The organism is Streptomyces sp. WMMC940, from assembly GCF_027460265.1.
Taxonomy (GTDB): domain Bacteria; phylum Actinomycetota; class Actinomycetes; order Streptomycetales; family Streptomycetaceae; genus Streptomyces.
Map to the genome: position 1 here is coordinate 546,010 of NZ_JAPZBC010000001.1, position 23,637 is coordinate 569,646.

A 23,637-nucleotide genomic window follows, 5' to 3' on the forward strand; every position below is an offset into this window, starting at 1 on the left:
CCCTCTGCTCATGACGCCCCCGCCGCCCTCTCCAGCCGGTCGAGAAGCTCGTCCTCGCGACGGTCGAACTCCTCCTCGCTTATCTCGCCCTCCTCCAACTGACGTTCCAAAACGGCCAGTTCGCGCCGGATGGTCGAAGGGTCGTAGTACCGCCGCTCCGCCTCGTCGGCGACCTGCCGGAGCACCCAGAAGGTGCCCCGGACGGGCGCCGCGGGCAGGAGCAGCAGCTCACCCAGCAGTCCCATGGGGGTTCACTCCACGAAGCTGTAGGGGGGCAACGGGCCGTTGAGCTGAAGCGACAAGTGCGGGTTGTCCTTGGCCAGCTTGTCGACGGCCGCGACGAACGCGTCCGCGTCGTCCCGGGCGACCAGGCAGGAGATGTTGGCAAGCCAGCCGGTGGACTCCGGGCCGACGCTGACCGACTCGGTCAGACCGTTGAGTTCGCGCTGCACGATGTCGGCGTCGATCAGCTCCCGCTGCTGCACGGCCGCCACGATCCGCTCGCCGAGCCGGAGCTTCTGCTCCTGGGTACCGCCGCCTGCCGCCTTGTTGGCCTCGCTCATGGCGCGCAGCTCGGCGTTCTCGGCGAGGATGCGGTGCAGTACGGCCTCCTCGTCGTGGGAGGCCTTCACGTTGTACTCGACCCTGCCGTCGAGGGCCGTGAGCCGCTGCTCGAAGTGCTCCGCGCGTTCCGCGAGGACCGCCTTCACCGCGTCGTCGTCGGGCGACACCCCGCCGAACCTCATCGGCAGCACCGCGCCGGTCGCGGATGCCTCGGCGAGAACGTTCTGGTGGGCGAGCAGGTCGCGGCGCTTGGGCCTCAGGTTCTCGGGCGCGTCGCTGACGATGGCGATCAGTTCGCCGCCGACGACGGTCCGCACGGGGAGCGGCGGATCGCCGACTCCGACGAGTTCGGTCGCCGGGCCCGGGTGGGAGCGGCGGGCGATGCCGTAGACGTACGTGCTCACTCCTGCTCCTCCTTCTTGCGCGACGTGGTACGCCGGGTGCGCGGCCTGTTCTCCGAGCCGCTCTCGTCACGGGCCTTCTCGAAGGCCTCGGAGATGGTCTGGGCGGCGCCCGAGAGCGCGCCCTTGGACTTGCCCCGCGCGCCGGACTCGGTTATCTCACCGACGAGATCGGGCAGTCCGGGGCTGGCGTTGCGGCCCGATTCCAGGTCGAGGCGGTTGCACGCCTCGGCGAAGCGCAGATAGGTGTCGACGCTGGCGACGACGACTCGGACGTCGATCTTCAGGATCTCGATGCCGACCAGCGACACCCGTACGAACGCGTCGATCACGAGTCCTCGGTCGAGGACGAGTTCGAGGACGTCGTACAGTCCGCTGGTACCGCCGCCGGAGCGGCTCTGTTGTGCCGGAACAACCGTCATGGTTCCGGTCCTCCCTCTCTGGTCGTCATGGTCCGTGCGCCTCGGGTCCGGTCGGCGGGCACGCCGACGAGATCCCGCGGTCACGCACGGGTGCAGCACGAGGTGGATGCGACGGGGGCGCGGGCCGTGGTCGCGCGCACCGTGCCCCGGAGCCGACGGCCGGTGGCCCGGACCTCAGGAGGAGTCCGCCCTCCCACGCTCGTATCGCCGGATGCGTCGGTACGTGGTCAGCTCCCCTTCGGGGTCCAGGGACACCTCGTACGTCGCGAGCAGGCTTGTCGTGTCGGGGATACGGGCGAGCTCGACCACCTCGACGGCGAGCTCCCAGCCGTCCTCCGTCCGTGCGAAGGACGACACCGACTCGACCTGCCTTCCGGTGAGTTCGGTGAGCTGGTCGCGGGCCGCCCGCATGACGTCGATCGCGGTCGACGGACGGTCCGCCCCGGTGTCACCGCCACCGGACCTTCTGGTTGAGTTGGTCATCGCGACCTCGTCCTCCCTCTGGTTGCCGCATGTCGTCGGCGAAAACCTGACCATGTGTCACACACGTGTTCCGGCACCGGTGCCCGGTACCCGACGAGGCATCGGCGGCGTCCCGGGAGGGACGGGTGCCGATGCCGACGGGACACGCTCCCCCTGGGCGGCGGACCGGAGCAGGACAGTTGGTGTTCATAGGCGCTCGCGTACCCGGAGTCCTGTGCGACACGCGCGCGGATGCGGAGGGGCCTCGGACGTCCGAACTGCCCGCTCAGGCCACACGGCGGGGCGTGGTCCCGCCTGGGCGGCCGCGGCGAGGACGGCCGCCGCGCTCGCTCAGTCGGCCGGCGGCAGCAGGGTGCCGAGGGGCCCGAGGTCCAGGTTGAGGTCCTCCATCGTCAGCCCGTACTGGGCGCACAGGTCCGTCATGCGGTCGTGGAGGATCATGAGCGTCGCCCCCAGCCGCTCCTCCTGCTCCTCGCTGAGGTCGCCCTGGTCGACGCGGTGCAGCGCCTGACGTTCCATCAGTTGGCGGAGCAGTTCCACGAGCGTGAGGACGAGCCGTACGAGGTCGCGTTCCACGGTGTCGGGGTCGGCGCTGATCCTGCGGGCGGGTGACGGCGCGGACCTGCCCGCCGCGGGCAGGTCCTGGGGCGCGGCGGGCAGCAGGCGGAAGGCCCGGGCCGCGGCTTCGGCGACCTCGTCGAAGCGGCGGCCACGCTCCCCCTCCGCCTCAGGGGCCACCGCCACCGCCCCCCGCCATGCCGCCGCTTTCCGTCGCGCGCCCGATGCCACCGCCCGCCGAGGCGCTGTTTCCGGGAAAGGCACTGCCCGCCGAGGCGTCGCCGCCCTCCGAGGAGCGGATCGACATGATGAGGGCACGGAGCGAGATGCGTACGAGATCGATGTCCGCGATGGACAGGACCACGTCGCCGGTCAGGACGACTCCCCCGCTGAGCAACCGGTCCAGCAGGTCGATGAGGGCGACCTGACGGTCCGGCAGGGCGGACCCGGTCTCCGAGGGCCGGGGAGACGTCGCCGGCAGCGGGCGGGGCTCCGTCACGTCTCCGCGCCCCGCTCGTTCCCGGCGGGCGCCTGCGAGTGCGCAGCGGCCTCTCCGGGCTCGCCCTTCGCCCGGAAGACGTTCCCCCTCGGCCCGGCCGCCTCACGTGACTCGCCCCCGGCCGGAGGGCCCTCGCCTCGTGGCGCCGGCGCCGTGCCGGCCGCCTCCGACTCCGCCGCCTCCGGCGCGGTGGCGAACGAGTACGGTGCCCAGGGGCCGGTGAGTTCGACCCGTACTCCGTCCAGGCCCTCCGCAGCACGGCTCACCTCGTCGCGGAACTCCTCGGCCCGGTCCCTCGGCACGAGGTACGCGTCGTTGAGGACGTTCTCGCCCGGCGCGGCCGCGAGCTCGCCCTGCTGCACGCGATGGCGGGCCCGGCCGGCGGCATAGCGGCGCCCCGTCTCCTCGATCCGTTCTGCGGCGGTCCGCGCCGCGCGGTGAGCCGTGTCCCGGACGGTGCGCTGGGCCTTGCGGGTGCGCAGGTACGCCCGCCCCGGGCTGAGCTCCTCGGATCCCACGGGTTCGGCGGGCCCGGAATCAGCTGAGGCCGACGGCTCGACGTAGATCTTGACACCCCACTCCACATGGGCGGCGAGATGGGACAGCCGCTCCGCGAGCGACTCCCACTGCGCGTCCAGGGCACTCCTCGCCCGCTCGTCGTCCAGATACACGGTGGCCAGACGCAACGGCAGGACGGTGGTACGGGCGGAAAGCTGCTCGATCACGGCGTGGTGGGCGCGGGCGACGGACTCCAGCCATCGCAGGTCCTCCAGCTGCCGTTTGAGGGCCTCCTCATGGAAGTCCTCCGACGGCACGGGGCTCACCGCGAGCAGCAGCCCGGCACCACCGGTGAGGGGGAGCAGGCGTACGGGCCCTCCGGCGACACCGTCGAGCCCGGCGACGGCCTCCCGGAGGCCGGGCGCCTCCCGCAGCACGGCATAGACGTAGCTGACGCGGTCACTCATCGCGTGCCTTCCTGGGGCGCCGGGCCGGCCGGGACCGCCTCGGCGGCTCCTCCTCGACGAGTTCGGCCTCGGCCGGCTCCTCCTCCGCCTCCTCGGCGGGAGCGGACCGCTCGCCGGCAACGGAACGGCGCCCGCCCTCAGGCAGCGGCTCACCGCGGCGCAGGGCCTCGACCTCGGCCCTCAGCCTCCGGTTCTCCTCGGCGAGCGAACGTTCGCCTCCGCGGGCCCGTGAGGACAGCGCGGGATCGTGCTCCCACCAGTCGATGCCCATTTCCTTGGCCTTGTCGACCGAGGCGACCAACAGGCGGAGTTTGATGGTCAACAGCTCGATGTCGAGCAGATTGATCTGGATGTCGCCCGCGATGACGATCCCCTTGTCCAGGACGCGCTCCAGGATGTCCGCCAGATTGGCGGTGGAGCTCTGCCCGTACGGCGCGGCCCTGGACGGATAGGACCCCATCCTGCCGGCCAGCGGATCGGTCACGGCAGACCCCGCTCCTGCCGGAACGCCCTGATCTCCTCCAGCCGGTCCAGCAGCTCGTCCTCGTGGCGGTCGAAGGTCTCCTCGTCGATCTCCCCGGCGCGCAGCTGCGCCTCCAGCGCCGCCAGCTCCCGCTGCACGGGCTCGGGGTCGTAGTACTCGTTCTCCGCCGCCTCCAGCACCCGGTCCATCACCCAGGCGACACCGCGCACCGGCGCCAGCGGAAGGGTCACGATCTGCGTGATCAGGCCCATGGGATCACCCTCAGACGAAGCTGTACGGGGGGAGCGGGCCGTTGAGCCGGAACTCGAAGTCGTCCCCCATCTGGTTCGCGACGCTCAGCTCGGTGGTGAGGAAGAGTTCCTCCTGCTCCTCGGCCACCAGGAAGGAGACGCTGAGGAAGTCCTCGCCGACGGGCTGGGAGGTCTGCTGGTCCCGGGCGAAGGGACGGAGCGCCTCGACGACTCCGGCGGCCAGGGATGCGTGGCGCGCTTCCACCTCCCGGGCGACCAGTTCACCGAGCGCCAGGGAGACGTCGGGGCCTGCCGTGCCGCCGCGGACCGCGTCGTTGAGTTCCCGCGCCTCGGGGGAGTCCTCGAGGATCTGCCGCAGGAGGGCTTCCTCGTCCTGCTTGACCTTCAGGTTGTACTCGGCGCAGCCCTCCAGCGCGTCGAGGCGGTCCGCGTAATCCGTCGCCCGCTCCTCCAGGGCCTCCCTGACGGCGTCGTCGTCCGGCGCCGTGAGTCCGAACCGCAGGGGCAGGACCGTGCCGTCGGCGATGAGCCGGTCCTGGACCTGCTGGTGCGCCGTGAGGTCACGGCGCTTGGGGCGCAGGTCCTCAGGAGCGTCACTGACGACCGCCGTCAGTGATCCGGACGTCACGGTACGCAGCGGGGACGGCGGGTCGCCGACCCCGGTGATGCCGTCCAGCCGGAGCGGATGCTCTTTGCCGACGACGGAGTACACATAGACGGCCATGAGTCACTCCTCCTCGCGTTCCCTCGAACGCCGGGGCCTCCGGGTCGCCGTGCGCCGCCTCCGTGCCACGGGCTCCCGCTCCCGTTCCTCCTCTTGCTGCTCTTCCTGCTCTTCCTGCTCTTCCTGCTCTTCCTGCTCTTCCTGCTCTTCCTGCTCGTCCCCGCCGCCCTTGAGGCTGTCCGTCACGGCCTCCACCGCCCCCGAGAGCGCTCCCTTGGACTTGCCGTGGGCGCCCTTCTCGACGGTGTCGCCCACGAGGTCGGTCAGCTGCGACGGCTTCTTGCCACCCTCCAGGTCGAGGCGGTTGCACGCCTCGGCGAAGCGGAGGTAGGTGTCCACGCTGGCCACGACGATGCGGGCGTCGATCCTCAGAATCTCGATACCGACGAGCGAGACCCGCACGAAGACGTCGATGACGAGCCCGCGATCGAGAATGAGCTCCAGGACGTCGTAGAGGCTGCTGCTGCCACCCCTGGAGACACTGCCTCCGCCCTGCGGCACCACGGTCATGGCGCCTCCCTTCACCGGGCCGACCGCTCAGGGCCTGCGGTCGATCTGCCCTCTGGTGTATCTGCGCTTGCGTTCGTAGGCCACCAGGTCACCCTCCTTGTCCAAGGTCACCCGGTAGCTGGCCATCACGCTGGTCGTCTCGGGGATCCGCTCCAATTCCACGACCTCCACCTCGGCCTCCCAGCCGTCCTCGGTCGGTCTGAGGGCCGACACCGACTCCGGCGGCCGTCCGAGCAGCTGCGCCAGCTGCTGCGCCGCGGAGCGCATGGCCCAGGCTGCCTTGTCCTTGCGCTTCCGTTGCGCGGGCTGCTCTGCAGGGGCCATGTCGTTCTCCGGGGACGGAGCGGGCGCCACATTCCACACGTGAACCTACAATTTCACTATATAGGGACATACGAGTCGTGTGTGGGGCGGTGTCCTACGGGGGCTGCGGTCTTCCTGCCTTCCCTCAACGCCCTTTGTGAAGGGAACAGTTCATGAACGACACGACCAAGATGGCTCTCGCGGCGGCGGTTGCGGGCGGATACCTGCTGGGGCGCGCGAAGAAGGGGCGACTCGCCTTCGCCATGGCGACCTACATCGCAGGGCGCCGCTTCGGCCTGGATCCGCAGCAGCTGGCGGCGGAAGGGCTGCGCAGGCTGAAAGACGTGCCACAAGTGGCCGAGCTCAACGAACAGATACGGGGCGAACTGCTGGACGCCGGCCGCAAGGCCATCACGGCGACGGCGGACCGCAAGCTCGCGGATCTGGCGGACTCGCTCCACGAGCGCACGCTCCACCTCGGGGAGAAGGGCGGGGAGGAGGAGTACGAGGACGAGGACCGGTACGAGGAACCCGAGGAAGAAGAGGAAGAAGAGGAGGAGCCCGAGGAAGCGGAGGAGGAAGAAGAGGAGGAAGAAGAGGAGCCCGAAGCCGAGGCGGAAGAGGAGGAACCGGAGGAGGAGGAGCCGCCACGCCGCCGGAGGCCCGCGAGGGGACGGCAGCAGCCCGGCTCTCGCAGGACGGCCGCCAAGCAGGCCCCGGCCCGTCCCGCGAGGCGAGGTACGGCGAAGAAGGCGCCCGCGAAGAAGACCACCGCCAAGCGGGCACCCGCGAAGAAGACGGCTGCCAAGAAGACCGCGACCAAGAAGACCGCGGCGAAGAAGGCGCCCGCCGAGAAGGCATCCGCAAGGAAGACCACCGCCAAGAAGGCGCCGCCCAGGAAGGCCGCCGCGAAGAAGACATCGCCCAGGAAGGCACCCGCCAAGAAGACCGCGGCGAAGAAGGCGGCACCGCGCAAGTCGGCCGCCAAGAAGACGGCCGGACGGCGGAGGTAGGGCCATGGCCAAGGCAGCACAGAGCTCCAGGGGCGGCGAGGTCTCCGGCCTCGACCTGCTGCGCGACGAACTGGTCGACTTCCTCGGCGCCCAGGTCGAGAATCTGGCGGACAAGGCCGGGGACAAACTCTCTGATCTCACCGACCAGTTGCTCGACTCGGCCGAGAACGGCGGCCCGCTGCCCGGCGGCATCATGAAGGCCGTCATCGGGAGCAAGGCCAAGGACATCAAGGACAACGTGGTGGGCAAGGCCCAGGATCTGCTCGGCGGCGGCAAGGGCAAACGGAAATCCGGCGGTGGCAAGTCCACGGACATCCTCGAGGTCCATGACGTGGGAGTGCCGATCCGCACGGCGTACGACCACTGGACGCAGTACGAGGCGTTCAGCGACTTCACCAAGGGCGTGCGCAGCGTGTCGAAGGACGGCGACGACGTGCACAGCGACTGGAAGGTGAAGGTCGGACCCTCGACCAGAGGCTGGAAGGCGACCGTTCAGGAGCAGATACCCGACGAGCGGATCATGTGGACGTCCGAGGGCGCCAAGGGCACCACACGCGGCTGCGTCAGCTTCCACTCCGTGACACCGTCCCTCACCCGGATCGTGCTCATCGTCGAGTACTACCCGTCCGGGTTCTTCGAGAAGACGGGAAATCTCTGGCGCGCCCAAGGGCGACGGCTGCGGCTGGACTTCAAGAAGTTCGTCCGCCATGTCACCTTCGCCGAGGAGGAGCCCGAAGGATGGCGCGGGGAGATCCGTGACGGTGAAGTCGTCCGCAGTCACGAAGAGGCACTGGAGGACGAGGAACGGGAACAGGAAGAAGGCGAGTACGACGAGGGGGGCGACGGTGATGACGAGGAGTACGACGAGGAGGAGGACGAGGAATACGCGGACGAGGACCAGGAACCCGAGGACGACGAGTACGAGGACGAATACGACGAAGAGGATCAGGACGAGGACGAGTACGTCAAATGAGGTTTGAGGGCATAGGTCCGAGGTAGCAGCAATGGCGTAGCGGACGAACCGTTCGGACGCTCAAGGGGCTGATGTCACATGGCTGCACAGGGAAAGAAGATTCGCGGCAAGGCCCAGGAGACCGTCGGCAAGGCCAAGCAGAAGGCCGGCGAGGTCACGGGCAACGAGGAGCTCCGTGCGAAAGGGACCTCCGACCGCTTGGCGGGCAAGGGCAAGGAGAAGGCCGCTGAGGCCGAGCAGACGGCCCGCGGCACCGCCGAAGAGCTGAAGGGCAAGGCTCGCAAGAACATGTGAGGGCCTCCCGGCGCGGGACCTGAACCCCGGACGCCCCGAAAGGGGCCTGCCCGGGTGAGGGTCGCGTACTCCCCAACGGGCCTCCCCACCCGGGGAGGCCCGTGACGTTTTCCGTCGCCGCGGGGAGGGATGCCGACACAACGGCGGACGACGTGCTGCGGGGCTGCCACCGCCCGCGTACGGGGGCTGATCGACGAGCCGGTCAGGCACGCCCCTCGCCGGTGAGGCGCACGCACTCCGTGACGACGTTCCGCAGGCTTCCGGTGCGCTCCAGAATGGCGCGCTGGACGGCGGCGCCGTTCCCGTCCCTGAGCACTCCGGCCAGCGCGTCCTGGGCGGGCTTCGTGTCCCCGTGGGCGTCGAGGGCGTCTCGTACGTGGTCGAACAGTGCGCGCACGACCGTTTCGGCGGGTGCGGGGCGCATCGACAAGGGGTGGAGCAGCCGGCCTTTGAGGCCGTATCGGGCGGCCTGCCATGCGGCAAGCCTCAGCAGGTGCTCGCCGTGACGCGCCGGGGGCTCCCCCGCCTGCCACTGCCGGGCGGCCGTCTCCACCAGCCCGCGGACGAGGACCGCGTGGAGCACCGTCGAGTCGGGGTTCAGGCAGACGTCCGCGACGCGGACCTCGACGGTCGGGTATCGGTGCGAGAGCCGGGCGTCGAAGTAGATCATGCCCTCGTCCCTGAGGACGCCGGTGCCGACCATGTCCCGCACCAGCTGGTGGTACTGGTCGGCCGAACCGAAGATCCCCGCGGGGCCGGCGGACGGCCACCGGCCCCACACCTGGCTGCGATAGCTGCTGTAGCGGCTGTCCCGCCCCTGCCAGAAGGGCGAGTTGGCGCTCAGGGCGAGCAGAACCGACAGCCAGGGGCGGATCCGGTCCAGTACCGCGACGCCCTCCTCGTCCGATTCCACGGAGACGTGGACATGGCATCCACAGGTGAGCTGCTCCTGCAGGGTCAGCCCGAAGCGCTCGGCCATCCAGTGGTACCGGCTGCCCACGGCGACGGAGGGACTGACCGGGAGGGGAGACGTGGCGAGCGCCGCGACGGCGACGCCGGTGTCCTCGGCGTGCTGCGCCGCCTCGGCCCGGCACCGGCGGATCTCGGCCGCGAGTTCCTCCGTCCGGGTCTGCGGCCGGGTGGCGAACTCCAGTTGCTCACGCTGCAGCTCCGACTCGAAGACCTGCTCCTCCCCCGTGCTCTCCCTGGCGGCTGCGTCCAGAACGGCCGCCGAGACGGCGCGGGGCTCACCGCTCTCCGCGTCCACCAGGAGGAGCTCCTCCTCCACTCCCACGCTGCGCACGGCGCGCTCCTTCGCCGGTGCCGGCGATCAGGAGGACCCGGCGCCGAGCGCGTCCAGGGCCTCGCCGAGTGAGGTGACGGTACGGACCGACGCGTTCGGCCCGGCGGCCTCGAGCAGCGCCCGCACGGGCGGCGAAGGAGCGGCCACATAGAGTGATGCCGCTTCCTGGAGCCTCATGAGGAGGGTGAGCATGGCCGGGTCGGCGGAGGTCACCGACTTCGTGTCCACCACGACGGCCCGGCCCTCGTCGACCACGGCGTCGAGCTGCCGCGACACGCCGGCCAGCGCATCCGGCCCGAGATCGCCACCCAGGGTGACGACCCAGGCGTTTCCACGCCGGCCGCAGCTGAGGACGCCGAGCACGGTGTCCGGGGCCGATGGGGTGTGGTCGGGTTCAGGCATCCCCCACGTCTAGCAAACTCGCCGGCCGACTTCCAGACGGACCGGCGTCGGCCCTTGCGCCGTCCGGCGGTCAGGCGCGCCCAGCCGGCGCAGTCCTTGGCGCCACACCGGCTGCCCGCCACACCGGTGTCCTGGCCGTCCCTGCGGTCCTGGTGCCACACCGGCCCTGCGTGTGACCCCGTCCCGGCCCGCTCGGCCGCGGACCACGGCCGTCGCTCGCACAACGACACCGAGCCCCGGGGGACACTCAGCCGGCGCCCTCGCCGTTCTGCTGTTCGAGTGGGCGGACGGCCGGGCCCTGCAGCACCCTGCCGTCCACGTCGAACCGCGAGCCGTGGCACGGGCACTCCCAGGCCGTCTCGGCATCGTTGAAGTGCACGATGCAGCCGAGGTGGGTGCAGCGGGCGGAGAGACGGTGCAGGGAACCGGACGCGTCCCGGTGCACGGCGTGAAGGCCGCCGTGGGAGCCCCGCACCACCGCGCCGCCCCCGGGTGGAATGTCGCCGACGGAGTCGGCGTGACCACCGGGCAGCCGGTCGCCCACGAGGTGTCCGGCCGTCTTCGCCCACAGCCTCATGGCATTCGGGGCGTCGCTCGGGTGCAGCCGTACGGGGTCGTAGAGGCCGGCCCAGGGCGAGGAGCCACCCGTGAGCTGCTCGGCGAGCAGCCGGCCGGCCATCACTCCCCCGCTCATGCCCCAGCCGCCGAAACCGGTGGCCACGTGGACCCGTCGGGTCAGGGGGTGGAGTCGGCCCACGTAGGGCACGTGGTCCGTGGAGAAGGCGTCCTGTGTCGCCCAGCGGTGGGTCGCCGCGAAGTCCCCGAAGTGCTCCTCCGCCCAGCGTTCGAGGCGGTCGAAGTGGGCGGCGGCACCGGCGTCCTTCCGGTCACCGGGGGTGAACTTCTCCCCGGTGACGACGAGCATGCGCCCGTGGCTCTCGTGGGGAGCGGTGCGCACCGAGCGGGTGCCTTCCTCCTCGGTCAGGAGCATGCCGACGGGTTCCGCGCCACCGGGCGGCAGGGGCCCCGCGACGACGGTCTCGCGGACGGGCTCCAGACGGGTGAAGAGCAGGGCCCGGTCGAAGACCGGGTAGTGCGTGCAGACCACCACGTCACGCGCATCGACGGTCCTGCCCGCGCTCGTGGTCAGCCGGCACGGATCGCCCTCGTCGAGCCCGGTGACGCGGGTGCGTTCGACGATCGTGCCGCCGTGCTGTACGAAGTCCGCCGCGAGCGCCAGCAGGTACTTCCGGGGATGGAACTGCACCTGGTCGTCGAGGTGGACGGCGGCGGCCGCCGGGACGGGCAGGTCGACGTTCTCCAGGAAGGACACCGCCAGCCCGGCCTCGGCCGCGGCCTCCGCCTCGCGGCGCATGCCGTCGGTGTCCGCCTGCTCGGTGACGTATGTGCAGGCGGGCACGTGTTCCAGATCGCAGTCGACGCCGAGTCGCTGGGCCACCGTGGCCACATGGCGTACGGCGTCGGCCTGCGAGGCCGCGTACAGGCGGGCCGCGTCGGGGCCCCTCGCCGACCGGATACGACTGTACGCCGTACCCTGCAGTGCCGACACCTTCGCCGTTGTGTGGCCGGTGACGCCCCGGGCGATGCGGTCGGCCTCCACGAGCACCACCTGCCGGCCCGCGCGGGCCAACTCCCACGCGGTGCAGATTCCGGCGATGCCGCCGCCCACCACGGCGACATCGGCGCGGATGTCCTCGTGAAGTGACGGGTACTCGGGCCCCGGATCGTATTCCGTCCACAGGGAGCCTGCGGGCCGCTCGGAGATTGCCATCGGTGTGCTCCTCGTCGGAATGGCCGGCGATCGCCGCGGGCACCGGGGCCCGACGGCGACTCCTGGCACTCGGTGGATGAACGTCGCCCGACGCGGCGCTAACGGTCCGGGCGGTCGCCGTGCGCCTCTTCCTGGGCCGCTTCGTTCGGCGTGAGGGCATCGCCCGCCCCTCCTCGCCCCCGACCGCCGTCGGTCACGTCGGCCGCCGCCTCGCGGACCTCCCTCTCGACCTCGTCCTCCGCGGTGCGCGGTTCGTCCTGCCGCTGTGTGCGCTTCATGCTCGGATGCCTCCTCGCCTCTCGACGTCATGGGATTTCATGCCTGGGCGGTGGAGCCGACGCCCCGCCGGGGTCGAGGTCATCCACCGAGTCCGCCGCTGCCGAAAGAGCCGCCGCCCCGGTCGTCGTTCCGGCGGCCTTCGCCGGGGTGCGTGCTGTGGGACTTGAGCTGATGCGGGTTGAGCCGGGAACCGTCGTCGGGAAAGGTCTCGCCGTCCGGGTCCCGGATCTCCTCGATGTGCGCACCTCCCGCCGGACGCCTGGGCTGCTCGGACGGCAACGGCCGGCGCGGCTGCGTCCTGCGACGCCGGATGGCCCACGGGATGACCCCGATCAGGACCGCCACGACCACGACTCCTACGAGGAACGGCCCGACGCCTCCCAGGGCGGGACTGCCGGCTGCTTCGACAACGAGGGAGTCCCTGCCGACGATCAGTGGATTCATGTCCTCCGCCTTCCGCTGGTCCGCCGGCGAGCACCGCCCGCTGCGGCCGCACGTACCCCACAAGGGGGACGACGCCCGGCGGCCGGCCCGCACCGGCCTTCTGGAATCCGCCTGCCCCGCACGTCATCCGGCACACACGCGGCCTTGTCCGCGGCATCTGTGATGCCTGCGTGGCACCCGGTTCGAAGGACGTGGCCCGGGCCGGTACGACCGCGGCGGCGGCCTTCATCGACTGGACGAGGGTGTTGCGCCCACGACGGGGCCCTCGCACTGCCCGCAGCGCCGAGCGCCCTACGGCCGCCGGTTCCCATCGCAGCCGACGCGAGAACGGCACGTGTACGGGGTGCCGGAGGGGGCACGCGCCAGTCGGAGAGCCGGTTGGTGCGGGCATGGGTGCGCACGCACGCCCACACGGAACGACGCAGGTGTCCACAGCACGAAACAGGTGAAGGGGGACGCATGAACAAGATGAAGCTGAAGCGGAAGGGCAAGGTCCCGCTCGTCTACAAGCCGGTCGGCTTCGCCCTGGGCTGGGGCGGCGGCGCGCTCGCCGGACTGGCCTTCCAGAAGGCGTGGAAGGCGTTGCGCCACGAGGACGACGCGCCCGACGCCCTGGACCCCGACCGGAAGTGGGGCGAGATCCTGCTCGCGGCGGCCGTACAGGGTGCGATCTTCGCCGTCGTGCGCAGCGTGGTCGACCGGTCCGGCGCCAAGGCCGTGCACCGCGCGACCGGCGTCTGGCCCAGCGGCGACAGGACCGGCAGGGACTGAGGGCCTGCGGATCGCCCTGGCAGGGTGGGAGTGGCTTCGGTGCGGTTCCCGCCCGGGTCTCCTGCCACCCGGCCGGGACCGGCCTCGCTGACACGCACTCCCTCGCACGGGCGACACTCATTCCCCTCGCACGCGGAGGACGGTCCCCGGCCACGGCTCGGACGCCGGCCGCGTGGGCGGCGGTGACCGCCGGCGTGCGGCGAGGGCCCGCGATGGGTGCGACGGGAAGGTCCCGTACAGGGGTGCGGGTGATGCGCTCCGCCTCCTCCAGTACCACCCCCGAGGGCGCCCGGCCCCGGCCCCGGCTCCAGCACGCCGGGTCAGAGCACCCGGACGCCGATGAGGCAGGTGTCGTCGTCGGTGTCGGACTTGCTGTGGGTGAGCAGATGGTCCAGTCGCCGTTCCAGGGTCGCGGACGCGGTCTGGGCGGTGCCGAGCAGTTGGGTCAGGGAGTCGTGGACGGAGGTGTCCCGGCGCTCGACGAGGCCGTCGGTGTACATCAGCAGGGTGTCGCCCGGCTCCAGTTGGACGTCGGACTCCTCGTACTGCGCATCGCCGAGGGCACCCAGGAGCAGGCCGCCGGGCATCGGAAGGGTGGTCGCGTCGGCACCGCGTACGAGGACCGGGGGCAGATGCCCTGCCCTGGCCCAGCGCAGCATGCGGGTCTCGGGGTCGTACAGGCCGCAGACCGCGGTGGCGGTGACGTGCTCGGTCAGATGGTGCGCCACGATGTTCAGCCAGGACAGCAGTTGGGCCGGGCCGGCGCCGGTGACCGCGAGGCCGCGTACGGCGTTGCGGAGCACGACCATGCCGGTGGCCGCCTCGATGCCGTGACCGGCGACGTCGCCCACGCACAGCAGGATGCGCTTGGACGGCAGCACGACCGCGTCGTACCAGTCGCCGCCGACCAGGGACTCCGATTCGGCGGGCCGGTAGCGGACGGCGACCTCGAGGCCGGGGGCGTCGAGCGGCGCACGGCGTGGCGGCATGATGGCGTGCTGGAGCTGCAGCGCGAGCCTGTTGCGCTCGGCCGACTCCTTCTCGGTGTGCTCCAGTTGGTCGCGGGTGGCGGCCAGCGCGACCTCGGTCCAGTGCTGCGAGGAGATGTCCTGGTAGGCCCCGCGCACGGCGATGAGGCGGTTCTCCGCGTCGAGGACGGGTTCGGCGATGACCCGGATGTGCCGGGTGACGCCGTCCGGGCGCCGCAGGCGGAACGCCGTCGAGGCGGGCCGCCGGTGGTGCAGCACGGCTTGGAGGAATCGGCCGATGGTGACCGCGTCGTCGGGGTGCGCGTGGGCGGAGAGATCCTCCAGGTGGACGGGGCTGTCGGTGACGGCGCGGCCGTACAGGGCGAACAGCTGCCCGTTCCAGGTGACTTCGCCGCTGACCAGGTTCTCCTCGAATCCCCCTATGCGCCCGAGGCGCTGGGCGTGCTGGAGCAGACTGGCCAGGCGTGCGGTCTCGTCCTCGATGCGCCAGATGAGCAGCACGGCGTGGCCGTGCCGGCTGATGCTGAGGTCGGCGACGGTGTCGAGCGGCACCTGGTCGACGAGCGCGGTGAGGGTCATCCGCCGGGCCCGGAACGGTTCGCCTGTCGCGTAGACGCGTTCGACCTTGTCGAAGAGGTCGCTGTCCGCCGCGGCCATGGGGTACGCCTCGAGCAGCAGGGCGCCGCTGACGGCACTGCGGGGCCGGCCCGCCGGGTCGAGGAAGCGGCTGTTGGCGTGGCGGACGCGGAAGTCGGTGAGATGGCCGTGGGCGTCGAGGTGCGGGGTGAGGACGAGCGCCGGGTCGTGCAGCCCTTCGGACAGCTCCACGAGCTCGGCCACGCCGGCGGACTCCCGCGGTGCCTGGAGACCCGCGCCGACGGGCGCGCTCTCCAGGGTGTGGGCGCACAGTTCGGCCAGCGCGTCCAACTGGCGCTCGACGGCGGGCGCCCGGTCGGGGAGCGGTTGCGGCCAGCAGATCTCCAGAACTCCGTGGATCCTGCCGCCGGTTCCGGCGGGGAGGGCGATCCGGCCGCCCTGCGCGGTCCTGCCGTGGCCGATGGACGGCACGCCGGCCTCGGCGAGGCAGGGAATGTGCACCGGGCGCCGGTCGCCGAGCGCCTGGCGGGCGACGGTGGCCACGCCGGGCGGCACGTAGCGCCAGCGTGCCGCCTCGTCCGTGCTGAAGCCTGCGTGGCCGCTGAGCGAGAGGGAGCCGTCCACCCCCGCGGTCCACACGGCGACGGCCGTCGCCCCCAGCGGGCCGAGGGCGTGCTCGAGCAACGACTCGGCGACCGCCTGGGTGTCGCCCGAGGCCAACGCGGCGCTCTCGGCCGTGCGCAGCCGGACGGCGACGGACCGGCCCGGTCCCTCTCGGTCCGGGTGGCCATGGGTGCGACGGACGAACTCGCCCGCGATGTCCGCGACTTCGTCACGGGCGGCCTGGTTGATGATGTCCGCGGCGAGTTCGAGCTGCGAGAGGCCCGCCTGGTCGGCGAGTTCGGCCAGTTGGGCAGCCGCCTGGGCGGGCCCGCAGCTGAGGCGTTCGATCAGAACGCCCTTGGCGAGCTCGACGAGGGCCCGCCCGTCGGCGGCCGCGTGCGCGGCTCGGACCTCCTTGCGGAGCCGTTCCACGGTGGCCGCGAGGCGGCCGACGCTGGAGGTGCGGTCCCGCACCTCCTCCGGCCCGGTGGGGTCGTGGGGTGTACCGGGCGTGCCCGTCGCGGCCGCGCCCCGCGGCCCGGTGGCGGCGCTCGGCGCGCCCGTCGCCGCGGGCAGCGGGCTCGCTCCCGCTTCCGTCCCGTGCGCCGGGTCCGGCCCCGGCCAGGCACCGGACCGCCCCTCTGAGCCGGGTGCCGGAACGGCCCCGGGAGCGAGCAGCGCGTCGTCACCGGGTGGTGCGTTCCCGGCGGGCTCGGTTCGGCTCATGGCGCTGCGGACTCCTCGGGGTGAGGGTGAAGAGGGAGGCCGTGCGTGCTCCGGCACGGGTCGTTCGCCGCGGCGCGGCGTGTGTCACGGGGCACTGAGCCACCTGCGGAGACAGGCCACGAGGTCGTCGGCGTTCACGGGCTTGGTGACGTAGTCGCTGGCCCCCGCGGCGAGGCTCTTCTCCCGGTCTCCGGGCATCGCCTTCGCCGTGACCGTGATGATCGGCAACGCCGTGTGCTCGGGCATCCGGCGGATCTTGGACGTGGCCGCGTAGCCGTCCATCTCCGGCATCATCACGTCCATCAGGATCAGGTCGATCTCGGGGTGCTCGGCCAGCTTGTCGATGCCCTGCCGGCCGTTCTCGGCGTGGAGCACCCGGATGCCGTGCAGTTCGAGGATGCCGCTGAGCGCGTACAGGTTGCGGGCGTCGTCGTCGACGACGAGGACCGTACGGCCCTGGAGCCCTCCGGCGGCACTCGACGGCTGCTGGTGGCTCTCCTCCACCCTCACCAGCGGTACGACGTCCCCGGGCTGCTCGGCCGAGAGGTACAGGGCGATGCGCTCGCGGAGTTCGTCCAGGCTGGACAGCAGCTCCAGCGGCCGCTCGTGGACGCGGGACTGGAGCGCGCGCTCGTCCGCCGCGTCCAGCCGGCGGTTGTTGTGGGCGAGTACGGGTACGGTCCGCAGCGCGGCGTCCCCGTCCATGGCGTCGAGGAAGCGCAGCGCCTGCCCGTCGGCCGTGTCGAGTTGGAGGACCACGCAGTGGAACGGGTCGGTGGCGAGGGCCGCGGCCGCCTCCTCAGGCCCGACCGAGGCGACGACCTCGAAGTCGTCGCGGTCGGGCAGATCGCCGCCGGCGAGTTCGCCGACCGCGCTCTCGGCCACGAGCGACAGCAGACCGCGGGGACGCTCCTCGATCACCAGCAGCCGCCGGGGCTGCCGGGCTCGGGCGGCGCCGAGGACCCCGGCGGGCCGCTCACCGTCCGCGGCCTCCGCGGCTTCCTCGGTCCTGGCCGGGGGACGGGCCGGGTCGTCGGTCCGGCCCTGGAAGTCGGTCCGTGCGACCGGGAGGTAGAGGGTGAAGGTGCTGCCCCGGCCGAGCGTGCTCTCGGCGGTCACGGCGCCGCCGAGCAGATGCGCGATCTCACGGCTGATGGACAGTCCCAGGCCCGTGCCGCCGTACTTGCGGCTGGTCGTGCCGTCCGCCTGCTGGAATGCCCCGAAGATGACCTCCAGTTGCTGCTCGGCGATGCCGATGCCGGTGTCCTTGACGCGGAAGGCCACCACGGCGCCGCCGCGGTGGACGGAGTCGGGCAGCTCGCCGTCGGACGCCGGTTCGATGCGCAGTTCCACGCTGCCGCGCTCGGTGAACTTCACCGCGTTGGAGATGAGGTTGCGCAGCACCTGGCGGAGCCGGGAGTCGTCGGTCACCAGATCGGCCGGGACGCCGGGCGCGGTGGAGATGGTGAAGTCGAGACTCTTCTGCGTCGTGACCGGCCGGAACGTCGCCTCTACGTAGTCGAGCAGCGGACGCAGCGCGATGCGCTCCGGATTGAGGTCCATCTTGCCCGCCTCGACCTTGGACAGGTCGAGGATGTCGTTGATGAGCTGGAGCAGGTCGGATCCGGCGGAGTGGATGATGCCGGCGTACTCGACCTGCTTCGGGGTGAGATTGCGGGTCGGGTTCTGGGCCAGCAACTGGGCGAGGATCAGCAGGCTGTTGAGCGGGGTGCGCAGCTCGTGGCTCATGTTGGCCAGGAACTCCGACTTGTACCGGGACGCGAGCGCCAGCTGCTGGGCGCGGTCCTCGAGTTCCTGGCGTGCCTGCTCGATCTCGAGGTTCTTGCCCTCGATGGCGCTGTTGCGGTCCGCCAGCAGGGCGGCCTTCTCCTCCAGTTCGGCGTTGGACCGCTGCAGTTCCTCCTGCTGGACCTGCAGTTCCTCGGAGCGGGACTGAAGCTCGGTGGCCAGGCGCTGCGACTCGCCGAGGAGTTCGTCGGTGCGGGCGTCGGCCACGATGGTGTTGACGTTGACGCCGATCATCTCCATGAGCTGGCCGAGGAAGTCCCGGTGGACCGGCGTGAACGGCGTGAACGAGGCCAGTTCGATGACGCCGAGGACCTGTTCCTCGACGACGACGGGCAGCACGATCAGGCTTCCCGGCGTCGTACGGCCGAGCCCGGAGGAGATGACGTAGTCGCCCGGCACGTTGTCGGCGGCGATCGTACGGCGGCTGAGGGCGGCCTGGCCGACCAGGGACTCGCCCAGCTTGAAACGGTCCTGGCCCGGCGTGCCTGCGGGGCGGCCGTACGAACCGACGAGCCGGAGTTCGGTGTCGTCCTGGCTCTCCTCGGCGAGGTAGAACGCGCCGTACTGGGCGGACACGAGCGGGGTCAGCTCGTCCATGACCAGCTCGGCCACCACCGCCAGATCGCGATGGCCCTGCATCAGCCCGGAGATCCGGGCGAGGTTGGTCTTGAGCCAGTCCTGTTCCTGGTTGGCGCTGGTGGTGGCGCGCAGGGACTCCACCATCGCGTTGATGTTGTCCTTGAGTTCGGAGACCTCACCCGAGGCGTCCACGGTGATGGAGCGGGTCAGGTCGCCCTCGGCGACGGCGCTGGTGACCTCGGCGATGGCGCGGACCTGGCGGGTGAGGTTCCCGGCCAGCTCGTTCACGTTCTCCGTGAGCCGCTTCCAGGTGCCGGAGACGCCCTCGACCTCGGCCTGGCCGCCCAGCCGCCCCTCGCTGCCGACCTCACGGGCGACCCGGGTGACCTCGGCGGCGAACGACGACAGCTGGTCGACCATCGTGTTGATGGTCGTCTTCAGTTCCAGGATCTCGCCCCGCGCGTCCACGTCGATCTTCTTCGACAGATCGCCGTTGGCGACGGCCGTGGTGACCTGCGCGATGTTGCGCACCTGGTTGGTCAGGTTGGTCGCCATGGAGTTGACGTGGTCGGTGAGGTCCTTCCAGGTGCCGGCGACGTTCGGCACCCGGGCCTGGCCGCCGAGCCGGCCCTCGGTGCCCACCTCGCGGGCGACGCGGGTGACCTCGTCGGCGAACGCGGAGAGCGTGTCCACCATGGTGTTGATCACTTCGGCCAGCGCGGCGACCTCGCCCTTGGCCTCGACCGTGATCTTCCGGGACAGGTCGCCACGGGCCACGGCGGTGGCCACCTGGGCGATGGAACGGACCTGCCCGGTCAGGTTGGAGGCCATGACGTTGACGTTGTCGGTGAGGTCCTTCCAGGTACCGGAGGCACCGCGGACCGTCGCCTGGCCGCCGAGGTTGCCCTCGGTGCCCACCTCACGGGCGACGCGGGTGACCTCGTCGGCGAAGGAGGACAGCTGGTCGACCATCGTGTTGATGGTCTCCTTCAACTCCAGGATCTCCCCCCGCGCGTCCACGCGGATCTTCTGGGTGAGGTCGCCCTGGGCGACGGCCGTGGTGACCTGGGCGATCGAGCGGACCTGGGCGGTGAGGTTGTCGCCCATCACGTTCACCGACTCGGTGAGGTCCTTCCACGTGCCGGAGACGCCCTTGACGTCGGCCTGTCCACCCAGCCGGCCCTCGGTGCCCACCTCGCGGGCGACGCGCGTCACTTCGGCGGCGAAGGAGGACAGCTGGTCGACCATCGTGTTGATGGTCTCCTTCAACTCCAGGATCTCCCCCCGCGCGTCCACATCGATCTTCTGCGACAGATCGCCGCGCGCCACCGCCGTCGCGACCTGGGCGATCGAGCGGACCTGGGCGGTGAGGTTGCCCGCCATGAAGTTGACGGAGTCGGTCAGGTCCCGCCAGGTGCCGGAGACGCCCTTGACGTCGGCCTGTCCGCCCAGCCGGCCCTCGGTGCCCACCTCGCGGGCGACGCGGGTGACCTCGTCGGCGAACGCGGAGAGCTGGTCGACCATCGTGTTGATGGTCTCCTTCAACTCCAGGATCTCCCCCCGCGCGTCCACATCGATCTTCTGCGACAGATCGCCGCGCGCCACGGCCGTCGCGACCTGGGCGATGTCCCGCACCTGCGTGGTGAGGTTGCCCGCCATCGCGTTCACCGAGTCGGTCAGGTCGGCCCACGTTCCCGACACACCGGGGACCTCGGCCTGGCCCCCGAGTGTCCCTTCGGTGCCGACCTCGCGGGCGACCCGGGTCACCTCGGAGGTGAACAGCGAGAGTTGGTCGACCATACCGTTGAACACACCGGCGATCTCGCCGAGCAGGCCGTCGGCGTCGTCCGGCAGCCGGGTGCCGAAGTCGCCGTCCCGTACGGCCGTGAGCCCGGCCAGCAGCTGCCGCAGCTCGGGCTCTCCCACGGCGCCCCCGTCGCGCGACCCCGCGCGCCGCACCGGACGCGTCTTCCCCACCGTCGTCTCAGCCATGACCACCCTCGTTAGCCTGACCCGTCTCCGCCCGCCGACGACGGGTGGAGCGCTGCGGCCCTCCGGCGGAAGGCCCACCCCCGTACCCCGTCGCACGACCGGTCCGGAAACCGTTGTCGTGCGACAAAATACGAGGCAGCGTACCGTGCCGCGGTCCTGGGTGTGCACAGCGCCCGTCGTATCGGACGGGCGTCGAGCGGCGGCGGACCGGGGCGTGCCGGGCGGGCCGGGACGTCCTCCGGCGCCGCGGCGGACCGGGATTCGCGGGCCCCCGAGGACGTCGTCCGGCGCTGCGGCAACCCGCACGGGCGGGAGGGGCCGCGGCCCCTCCGAGCGTCGTCAGGCTTCCGCCCGGTGGACCGGCGTCGTGTGCGCGTGACCGGCAGTGTGGCGGTTGCCGTGCCATTCGCAGATCAGGACGGTGGCGTCGTCCTTGAGATTGCCGTGGTGGTGGTCGAGGACCGCGTGAATGAGCCGCCGCAGGGTCTCCGGCACGGGCAGTCCGTCCGCCTGACGCCTGATGACGAAGTCGACGAATCGGCCGAGTCCGAACTCCTCGCCGTCGGCATCGCGGGCTTCGGTGATGCCGTCCGTGTACAGCACGATCCGGTCACCGGGCTGCAACTGCTCACGGCACACCGTGAGCGGCATGCCCAGTTCGGTGCCCAGCGGGTGGCACGGCGGGCATTCCAGGTGTGTGACCCAGCGGCCGTCGCGGATGAGCACCGGTGGCAGATGACCGCAGGTGACCCACGCCAGACGGCCGGTGACCAGATCGAGGTCGGCCAGGAGGACCGTGGTGTAGCAGGTGTGGCTGAACTGCTGGACCAGCAGCTGCTCGACCGCCTGGCACACGTCCGCCAGAGAGGCTCCGTGACGGCGCTGGTTGCGGCACACGGCCATCGCCAGGTTCGCGGTCAGGCCTGCCGCCGTGTCGTGCCCCATGGCGTCGAAGACCGCGAGGTGGGCCACGTCGGCGGCCAGGGCGTAGTCGAACGCGTCCCCGGCGGTCTCGTACGCCGGCTCCATCTGCGCGGCGATGGTGACCGTGCCGTTGGCGAAGGTCCGGGGCGGCATCAGGGTCCACTGCATCTCGGCGGAGACCGTCATGGGACGCACCCGGGTCAGACGGGCGAAGGAATCGCTGTTGGCTCGTTTGGACACCAGCAGCAGACCCACCACCGACGCCAGCGCCTCCATCGCCTCGGCGGCGCCGCTCCCGTCCGGCCGGGCGTCGACGCGCAGCACCCCCAGACGCTCGGTGCCGTCCAGAACCGGCAGCCAGTACTGCTCCCGGTCCCCGATCGTGGTGGACAGCGTGTGGGCGGTCATGAACGCCCTGCCCGCCATGGTGGCGTCGATGCGCAGCTCCTGACCGCCCAGGCCGGCGTCGATGCCGCGCCCGGTGACCTCTCGCAGGTAGTCCTGCTGCAGATCGGCGACGAAGACACGGACGTCGCCCAGGCCGGCGTGCCGGGCGCTCTCGGCCACCAGGGCCGGCAGCCGCTCGAAGGTGGCCAGGTGGGAGGACTTGAGCAACCCGCTCAGCATGCGGCTGGTGTCGTGCGTCGCCATGACGGGCCCATCGGGAGAAGAAGGCCCGCGTCCGCCCGTCGACCTGGACGAACGTGAGGGCCGCAGTCCTGCTGCGCGGCAGACGATAAGCGAGATACCCGCCTGCGTCTTCAGCCTACGCTTCGCCGCGGGACGGGCACCGGCCTGCCGTCCGGAGGTTCGGAACGGGCCCTGGGCCGTCCGCAGGGTCGCGGGCAGCCGCCGTGCCGCGGCCGGAGCGCATGCCGCGCATCCCCGACGCCTCGAGCCCGCGCCCCGACCCGAGCCGCACTCGGTCCACGAGGGTCAGCGCGCCTCGGCATCCGGGCCCACGACGCGGTCGGCCTCGTCCGCGACGAGCAGGGAGAGCAGTGCGGCCACCGTGAGCCCCGCCTCGGCCGGGTGACGCAGCACCTTCGCCTGCTCGATGTGGTAGCTGTTCGTACGCCCCTCACGCGTGTGGGACAGATACCCCGCCTGCTCCAGGTCGGCGATGATCTTCTGAACGGCCCGCTCCGTGAGTCGGCAGTGCGCTGCGATGTCCCGGATGCGCACGTTCGAGTTGTCGGCGATGGCGGCGAGCACACGGGCGTGGTTCGTGATGAACGTCCACCCGTTGTGCGGTTCTGGAACTGCACCCATGGCTTGATCCTATGGCCGAAGAGGACGCAAGAGAAGACATGAACAGAGTTTCGTGTAACTCTTGACGGGTCACATGCTCGGGGGTGACCTTGGAGGGGAGAAGACCGGTGGACTTGGGAGAGGCCGCCATGGCAGAGCATGAGTTCGTACACGGATCCGGATCGTGGGGTGCGGCGACAGCGGCCGCCGCGGCCCCGGCGACCCCGCCGCCCTTCACGACGGACACCTATCCCGGGAGCGACGGGTGCCTGGTGGTGGTGATCCGGGGCGAGCTGGACTTCGACACGGCTCCGGCGCTGAGGCTAGCCCTGCGGGAGGCACTGGGACGGTCACGCACCGGCCTGGAGCTGGACCTCCAGGGTGTGCCCTTCCTGGACTGCTCGGGGCTAAACGTGCTCCTGGGGATGCGGGATGAGGCACGGGACCGGGGGAAACGCATCACCCTCGGCGCCCGAAGCGCCGCTGTGGCACGGCTCCTCGATCTGAGCGGCACCGCCTCCCTGTTCCCCTGTCCGCGGTAGGGAGCCCGAGTCCCCGAGCCTCCCGACGAGAGCCTCCGGACGAACGCGCGCGGGCGGGCACGCGACGTGACCGCCGGCGCGGATCGCACGGGGCGGCGGAGCGAACGCACGGCGCGGGGCCCGGCCCGCCGGGCGGAAGTCCTGCCCCCTCCACGAGCCGTGCCCGCAACGCCGCGCTCACCACCGGACG

At 71.4% G+C, this 23,637-nt stretch carries 26 protein-coding genes; 5 read left to right on the forward strand and 21 right to left on the reverse strand.

Annotated elements, in window-relative coordinates; all coding sequences use genetic code 11:
• Positions 1 to 8: 8 nt before the first annotated feature.
• From O7595_RS02525 to O7595_RS02580, 12 genes are all read right to left on the reverse strand, one after another.
• Entirely contained in the window at positions 9 to 245 is a 237-nt protein-coding gene (locus O7595_RS02525; protein ID WP_269727073.1) for a gas vesicle protein GvpG, read from the reverse strand.
• Positions 246 to 251: 6 nt separating this feature from the next.
• On the reverse strand, positions 252 to 968 hold the full coding sequence (locus O7595_RS02530; protein WP_269727074.1) for a GvpL/GvpF family gas vesicle protein: 717 nt from the start codon (positions 966 to 968) through the stop codon (positions 252 to 254).
• Positions 965 to 1,387 carry a gas vesicle structural protein GvpA gene (locus O7595_RS02535; protein ID WP_269727075.1) on the reverse strand — a complete coding sequence of 141 codons (423 nt, stop codon included), beginning with the start codon at positions 1,385 to 1,387 and terminating at the stop codon, positions 965 to 967. The genes O7595_RS02530 and O7595_RS02535 overlap by 4 nt, the downstream gene beginning before the upstream one ends.
• Positions 1,388 to 1,561: 174 nt before the next feature.
• On the reverse strand, positions 1,562 to 1,870 hold the full coding sequence (locus tag O7595_RS02540; protein WP_269727076.1) for a gas vesicle protein GvpO: 309 nt from the start codon (positions 1,868 to 1,870) through the stop codon (positions 1,562 to 1,564).
• A 330-nt stretch (positions 1,871 to 2,200) separates the two neighbouring features.
• On the reverse strand, positions 2,201 to 2,608 hold the full coding sequence (locus O7595_RS02545) for a gas vesicle protein K (protein ID WP_269727077.1): 408 nt from the start codon (positions 2,606 to 2,608) through the stop codon (positions 2,201 to 2,203).
• Positions 2,598 to 2,927 (reverse strand): gas vesicle protein, encoded by a 330-nt coding sequence (locus tag O7595_RS02550; protein WP_443071549.1) that lies wholly within the window; start codon positions 2,925 to 2,927, stop codon positions 2,598 to 2,600. The genes O7595_RS02545 and O7595_RS02550 overlap by 11 nt, the downstream gene beginning before the upstream one ends.
• Positions 2,924 to 3,892, reverse strand: a complete 969-nt coding sequence (locus O7595_RS02555) for a GvpL/GvpF family gas vesicle protein (protein ID WP_269727078.1) — start codon at positions 3,890 to 3,892, stop codon at positions 2,924 to 2,926. Before O7595_RS02555 ends, O7595_RS02550 begins: the two co-directional genes overlap by 4 nt.
• Positions 3,885 to 4,352: a gas vesicle protein gene (locus tag O7595_RS02560; RefSeq protein ID WP_269732342.1), complete on the reverse strand. Its 468-nt coding sequence runs from the start codon at positions 4,350 to 4,352 to the stop codon at positions 3,885 to 3,887. Before O7595_RS02560 ends, O7595_RS02555 begins: the two co-directional genes overlap by 8 nt.
• Before the next feature lie 20 nt (positions 4,353 to 4,372).
• Positions 4,373 to 4,627 carry a gas vesicle protein GvpG gene (locus tag O7595_RS02565; RefSeq protein WP_269727079.1) on the reverse strand — a complete coding sequence of 85 codons (255 nt, stop codon included), beginning with the start codon at positions 4,625 to 4,627 and terminating at the stop codon, positions 4,373 to 4,375.
• 10 nt (positions 4,628 to 4,637) lie between these two features.
• Entirely contained in the window at positions 4,638 to 5,351 is a 714-nt protein-coding gene (locus O7595_RS02570) for a GvpL/GvpF family gas vesicle protein (protein ID WP_269727080.1), read from the reverse strand.
• Positions 5,352 to 5,354: 3 nt separating this feature from the next.
• On the reverse strand, positions 5,355 to 5,861 hold the full coding sequence (locus O7595_RS02575; protein ID WP_269727081.1) for a gas vesicle structural protein GvpA: 507 nt from the start codon (positions 5,859 to 5,861) through the stop codon (positions 5,355 to 5,357).
• Between the two features lie 27 nt (positions 5,862 to 5,888).
• Complete coding sequence (locus O7595_RS02580; RefSeq protein WP_269727082.1) at positions 5,889 to 6,185, reverse strand: gas vesicle protein GvpO; 297 nt, start codon at positions 6,183 to 6,185, stop codon at positions 5,889 to 5,891.
• 152 nt (positions 6,186 to 6,337) lie between these two features.
• Between O7595_RS02580 and O7595_RS02585 the strand changes: the two genes are divergently transcribed.
• The 3 genes from O7595_RS02585 (at position 6,338) to O7595_RS02595 (ending at position 8,444) form a co-directional block, all read left to right on the forward strand.
• Positions 6,338 to 7,177: a histone H1-like repetitive region-containing protein gene (locus tag O7595_RS02585; RefSeq protein ID WP_269727083.1), complete on the forward strand. Its 840-nt coding sequence runs from the start codon at positions 6,338 to 6,340 to the stop codon at positions 7,175 to 7,177.
• 4 nt (positions 7,178 to 7,181) lie between these two features.
• Positions 7,182 to 8,150, forward strand: coding sequence for an SRPBCC family protein (locus tag O7595_RS02590; protein ID WP_269727084.1), 969 nt, complete (start codon positions 7,182 to 7,184; stop codon positions 8,148 to 8,150).
• A 78-nt stretch (positions 8,151 to 8,228) separates the two neighbouring features.
• Positions 8,229 to 8,444, forward strand: a complete 216-nt coding sequence (locus O7595_RS02595; RefSeq protein WP_269727085.1) for a CsbD family protein — start codon at positions 8,229 to 8,231, stop codon at positions 8,442 to 8,444.
• 202 nt (positions 8,445 to 8,646) lie between these two features.
• Here O7595_RS02595 and O7595_RS02600 read toward each other — a convergent pair whose 3' ends face one another.
• The 5 genes from O7595_RS02600 to O7595_RS02620 all read right to left on the reverse strand — a co-directional run bounded on the left by O7595_RS02600 (position 8,647) and on the right by O7595_RS02620 (position 12,664).
• Entirely contained in the window at positions 8,647 to 9,747 is a 1,101-nt protein-coding gene (locus O7595_RS02600) for a glutamate--cysteine ligase 2 (protein WP_269727086.1), read from the reverse strand.
• Positions 9,748 to 9,774: 27 nt separating this feature from the next.
• Positions 9,775 to 10,149 carry an STAS domain-containing protein gene (locus O7595_RS02605; RefSeq protein WP_269727087.1) on the reverse strand — a complete coding sequence of 125 codons (375 nt, stop codon included), beginning with the start codon at positions 10,147 to 10,149 and terminating at the stop codon, positions 9,775 to 9,777.
• Between the two features lie 247 nt (positions 10,150 to 10,396).
• Positions 10,397 to 11,941, reverse strand: coding sequence for an FAD-dependent oxidoreductase (locus O7595_RS02610; RefSeq protein WP_269727088.1), 1,545 nt, complete (start codon positions 11,939 to 11,941; stop codon positions 10,397 to 10,399).
• Between the two features lie 98 nt (positions 11,942 to 12,039).
• On the reverse strand, positions 12,040 to 12,219 hold the full coding sequence (locus O7595_RS02615; protein WP_269727090.1) for a hypothetical protein: 180 nt from the start codon (positions 12,217 to 12,219) through the stop codon (positions 12,040 to 12,042).
• A 79-nt stretch (positions 12,220 to 12,298) separates the two neighbouring features.
• Entirely contained in the window at positions 12,299 to 12,664 is a 366-nt protein-coding gene (locus O7595_RS02620; RefSeq protein ID WP_269727091.1) for a DUF6479 family protein, read from the reverse strand.
• Between the two features lie 459 nt (positions 12,665 to 13,123).
• On the opposite strand from O7595_RS02620, the gene O7595_RS02625 reads away from it, so the two are divergent.
• Positions 13,124 to 13,435 carry a DUF4235 domain-containing protein gene (locus O7595_RS02625; protein ID WP_269727092.1) on the forward strand — a complete coding sequence of 104 codons (312 nt, stop codon included), beginning with the start codon at positions 13,124 to 13,126 and terminating at the stop codon, positions 13,433 to 13,435.
• Between the two features lie 320 nt (positions 13,436 to 13,755).
• Here O7595_RS02625 and O7595_RS02630 read toward each other — a convergent pair whose 3' ends face one another.
• From O7595_RS02630 to O7595_RS02645, 4 genes are all read right to left on the reverse strand, one after another.
• Positions 13,756 to 16,350, reverse strand: coding sequence for a PP2C family protein-serine/threonine phosphatase (locus tag O7595_RS02630; RefSeq protein ID WP_269727093.1), 2,595 nt, complete (start codon positions 16,348 to 16,350; stop codon positions 13,756 to 13,758).
• 84 nt (positions 16,351 to 16,434) lie between these two features.
• Complete coding sequence (locus tag O7595_RS02635; protein ID WP_269727094.1) at positions 16,435 to 20,730, reverse strand: HAMP domain-containing protein; 4,296 nt, start codon at positions 20,728 to 20,730, stop codon at positions 16,435 to 16,437.
• Positions 20,731 to 21,069: 339 nt separating this feature from the next.
• Entirely contained in the window at positions 21,070 to 22,305 is a 1,236-nt protein-coding gene (locus O7595_RS02640; protein ID WP_269727095.1) for a PP2C family protein-serine/threonine phosphatase, read from the reverse strand.
• A gap of 285 nt (positions 22,306 to 22,590) precedes the next feature.
• Complete coding sequence (locus tag O7595_RS02645; protein ID WP_269727096.1) at positions 22,591 to 22,926, reverse strand: MarR family transcriptional regulator; 336 nt, start codon at positions 22,924 to 22,926, stop codon at positions 22,591 to 22,593.
• Between the two features lie 128 nt (positions 22,927 to 23,054).
• Here O7595_RS02645 and O7595_RS02650 point away from each other — a divergent pair, with 128 nt between their 5' ends.
• Positions 23,055 to 23,447 carry an STAS domain-containing protein gene (locus tag O7595_RS02650; RefSeq protein ID WP_269727097.1) on the forward strand — a complete coding sequence of 131 codons (393 nt, stop codon included), beginning with the start codon at positions 23,055 to 23,057 and terminating at the stop codon, positions 23,445 to 23,447.
• The last annotated feature ends 190 nt before the right edge of the window (positions 23,448 to 23,637 follow it).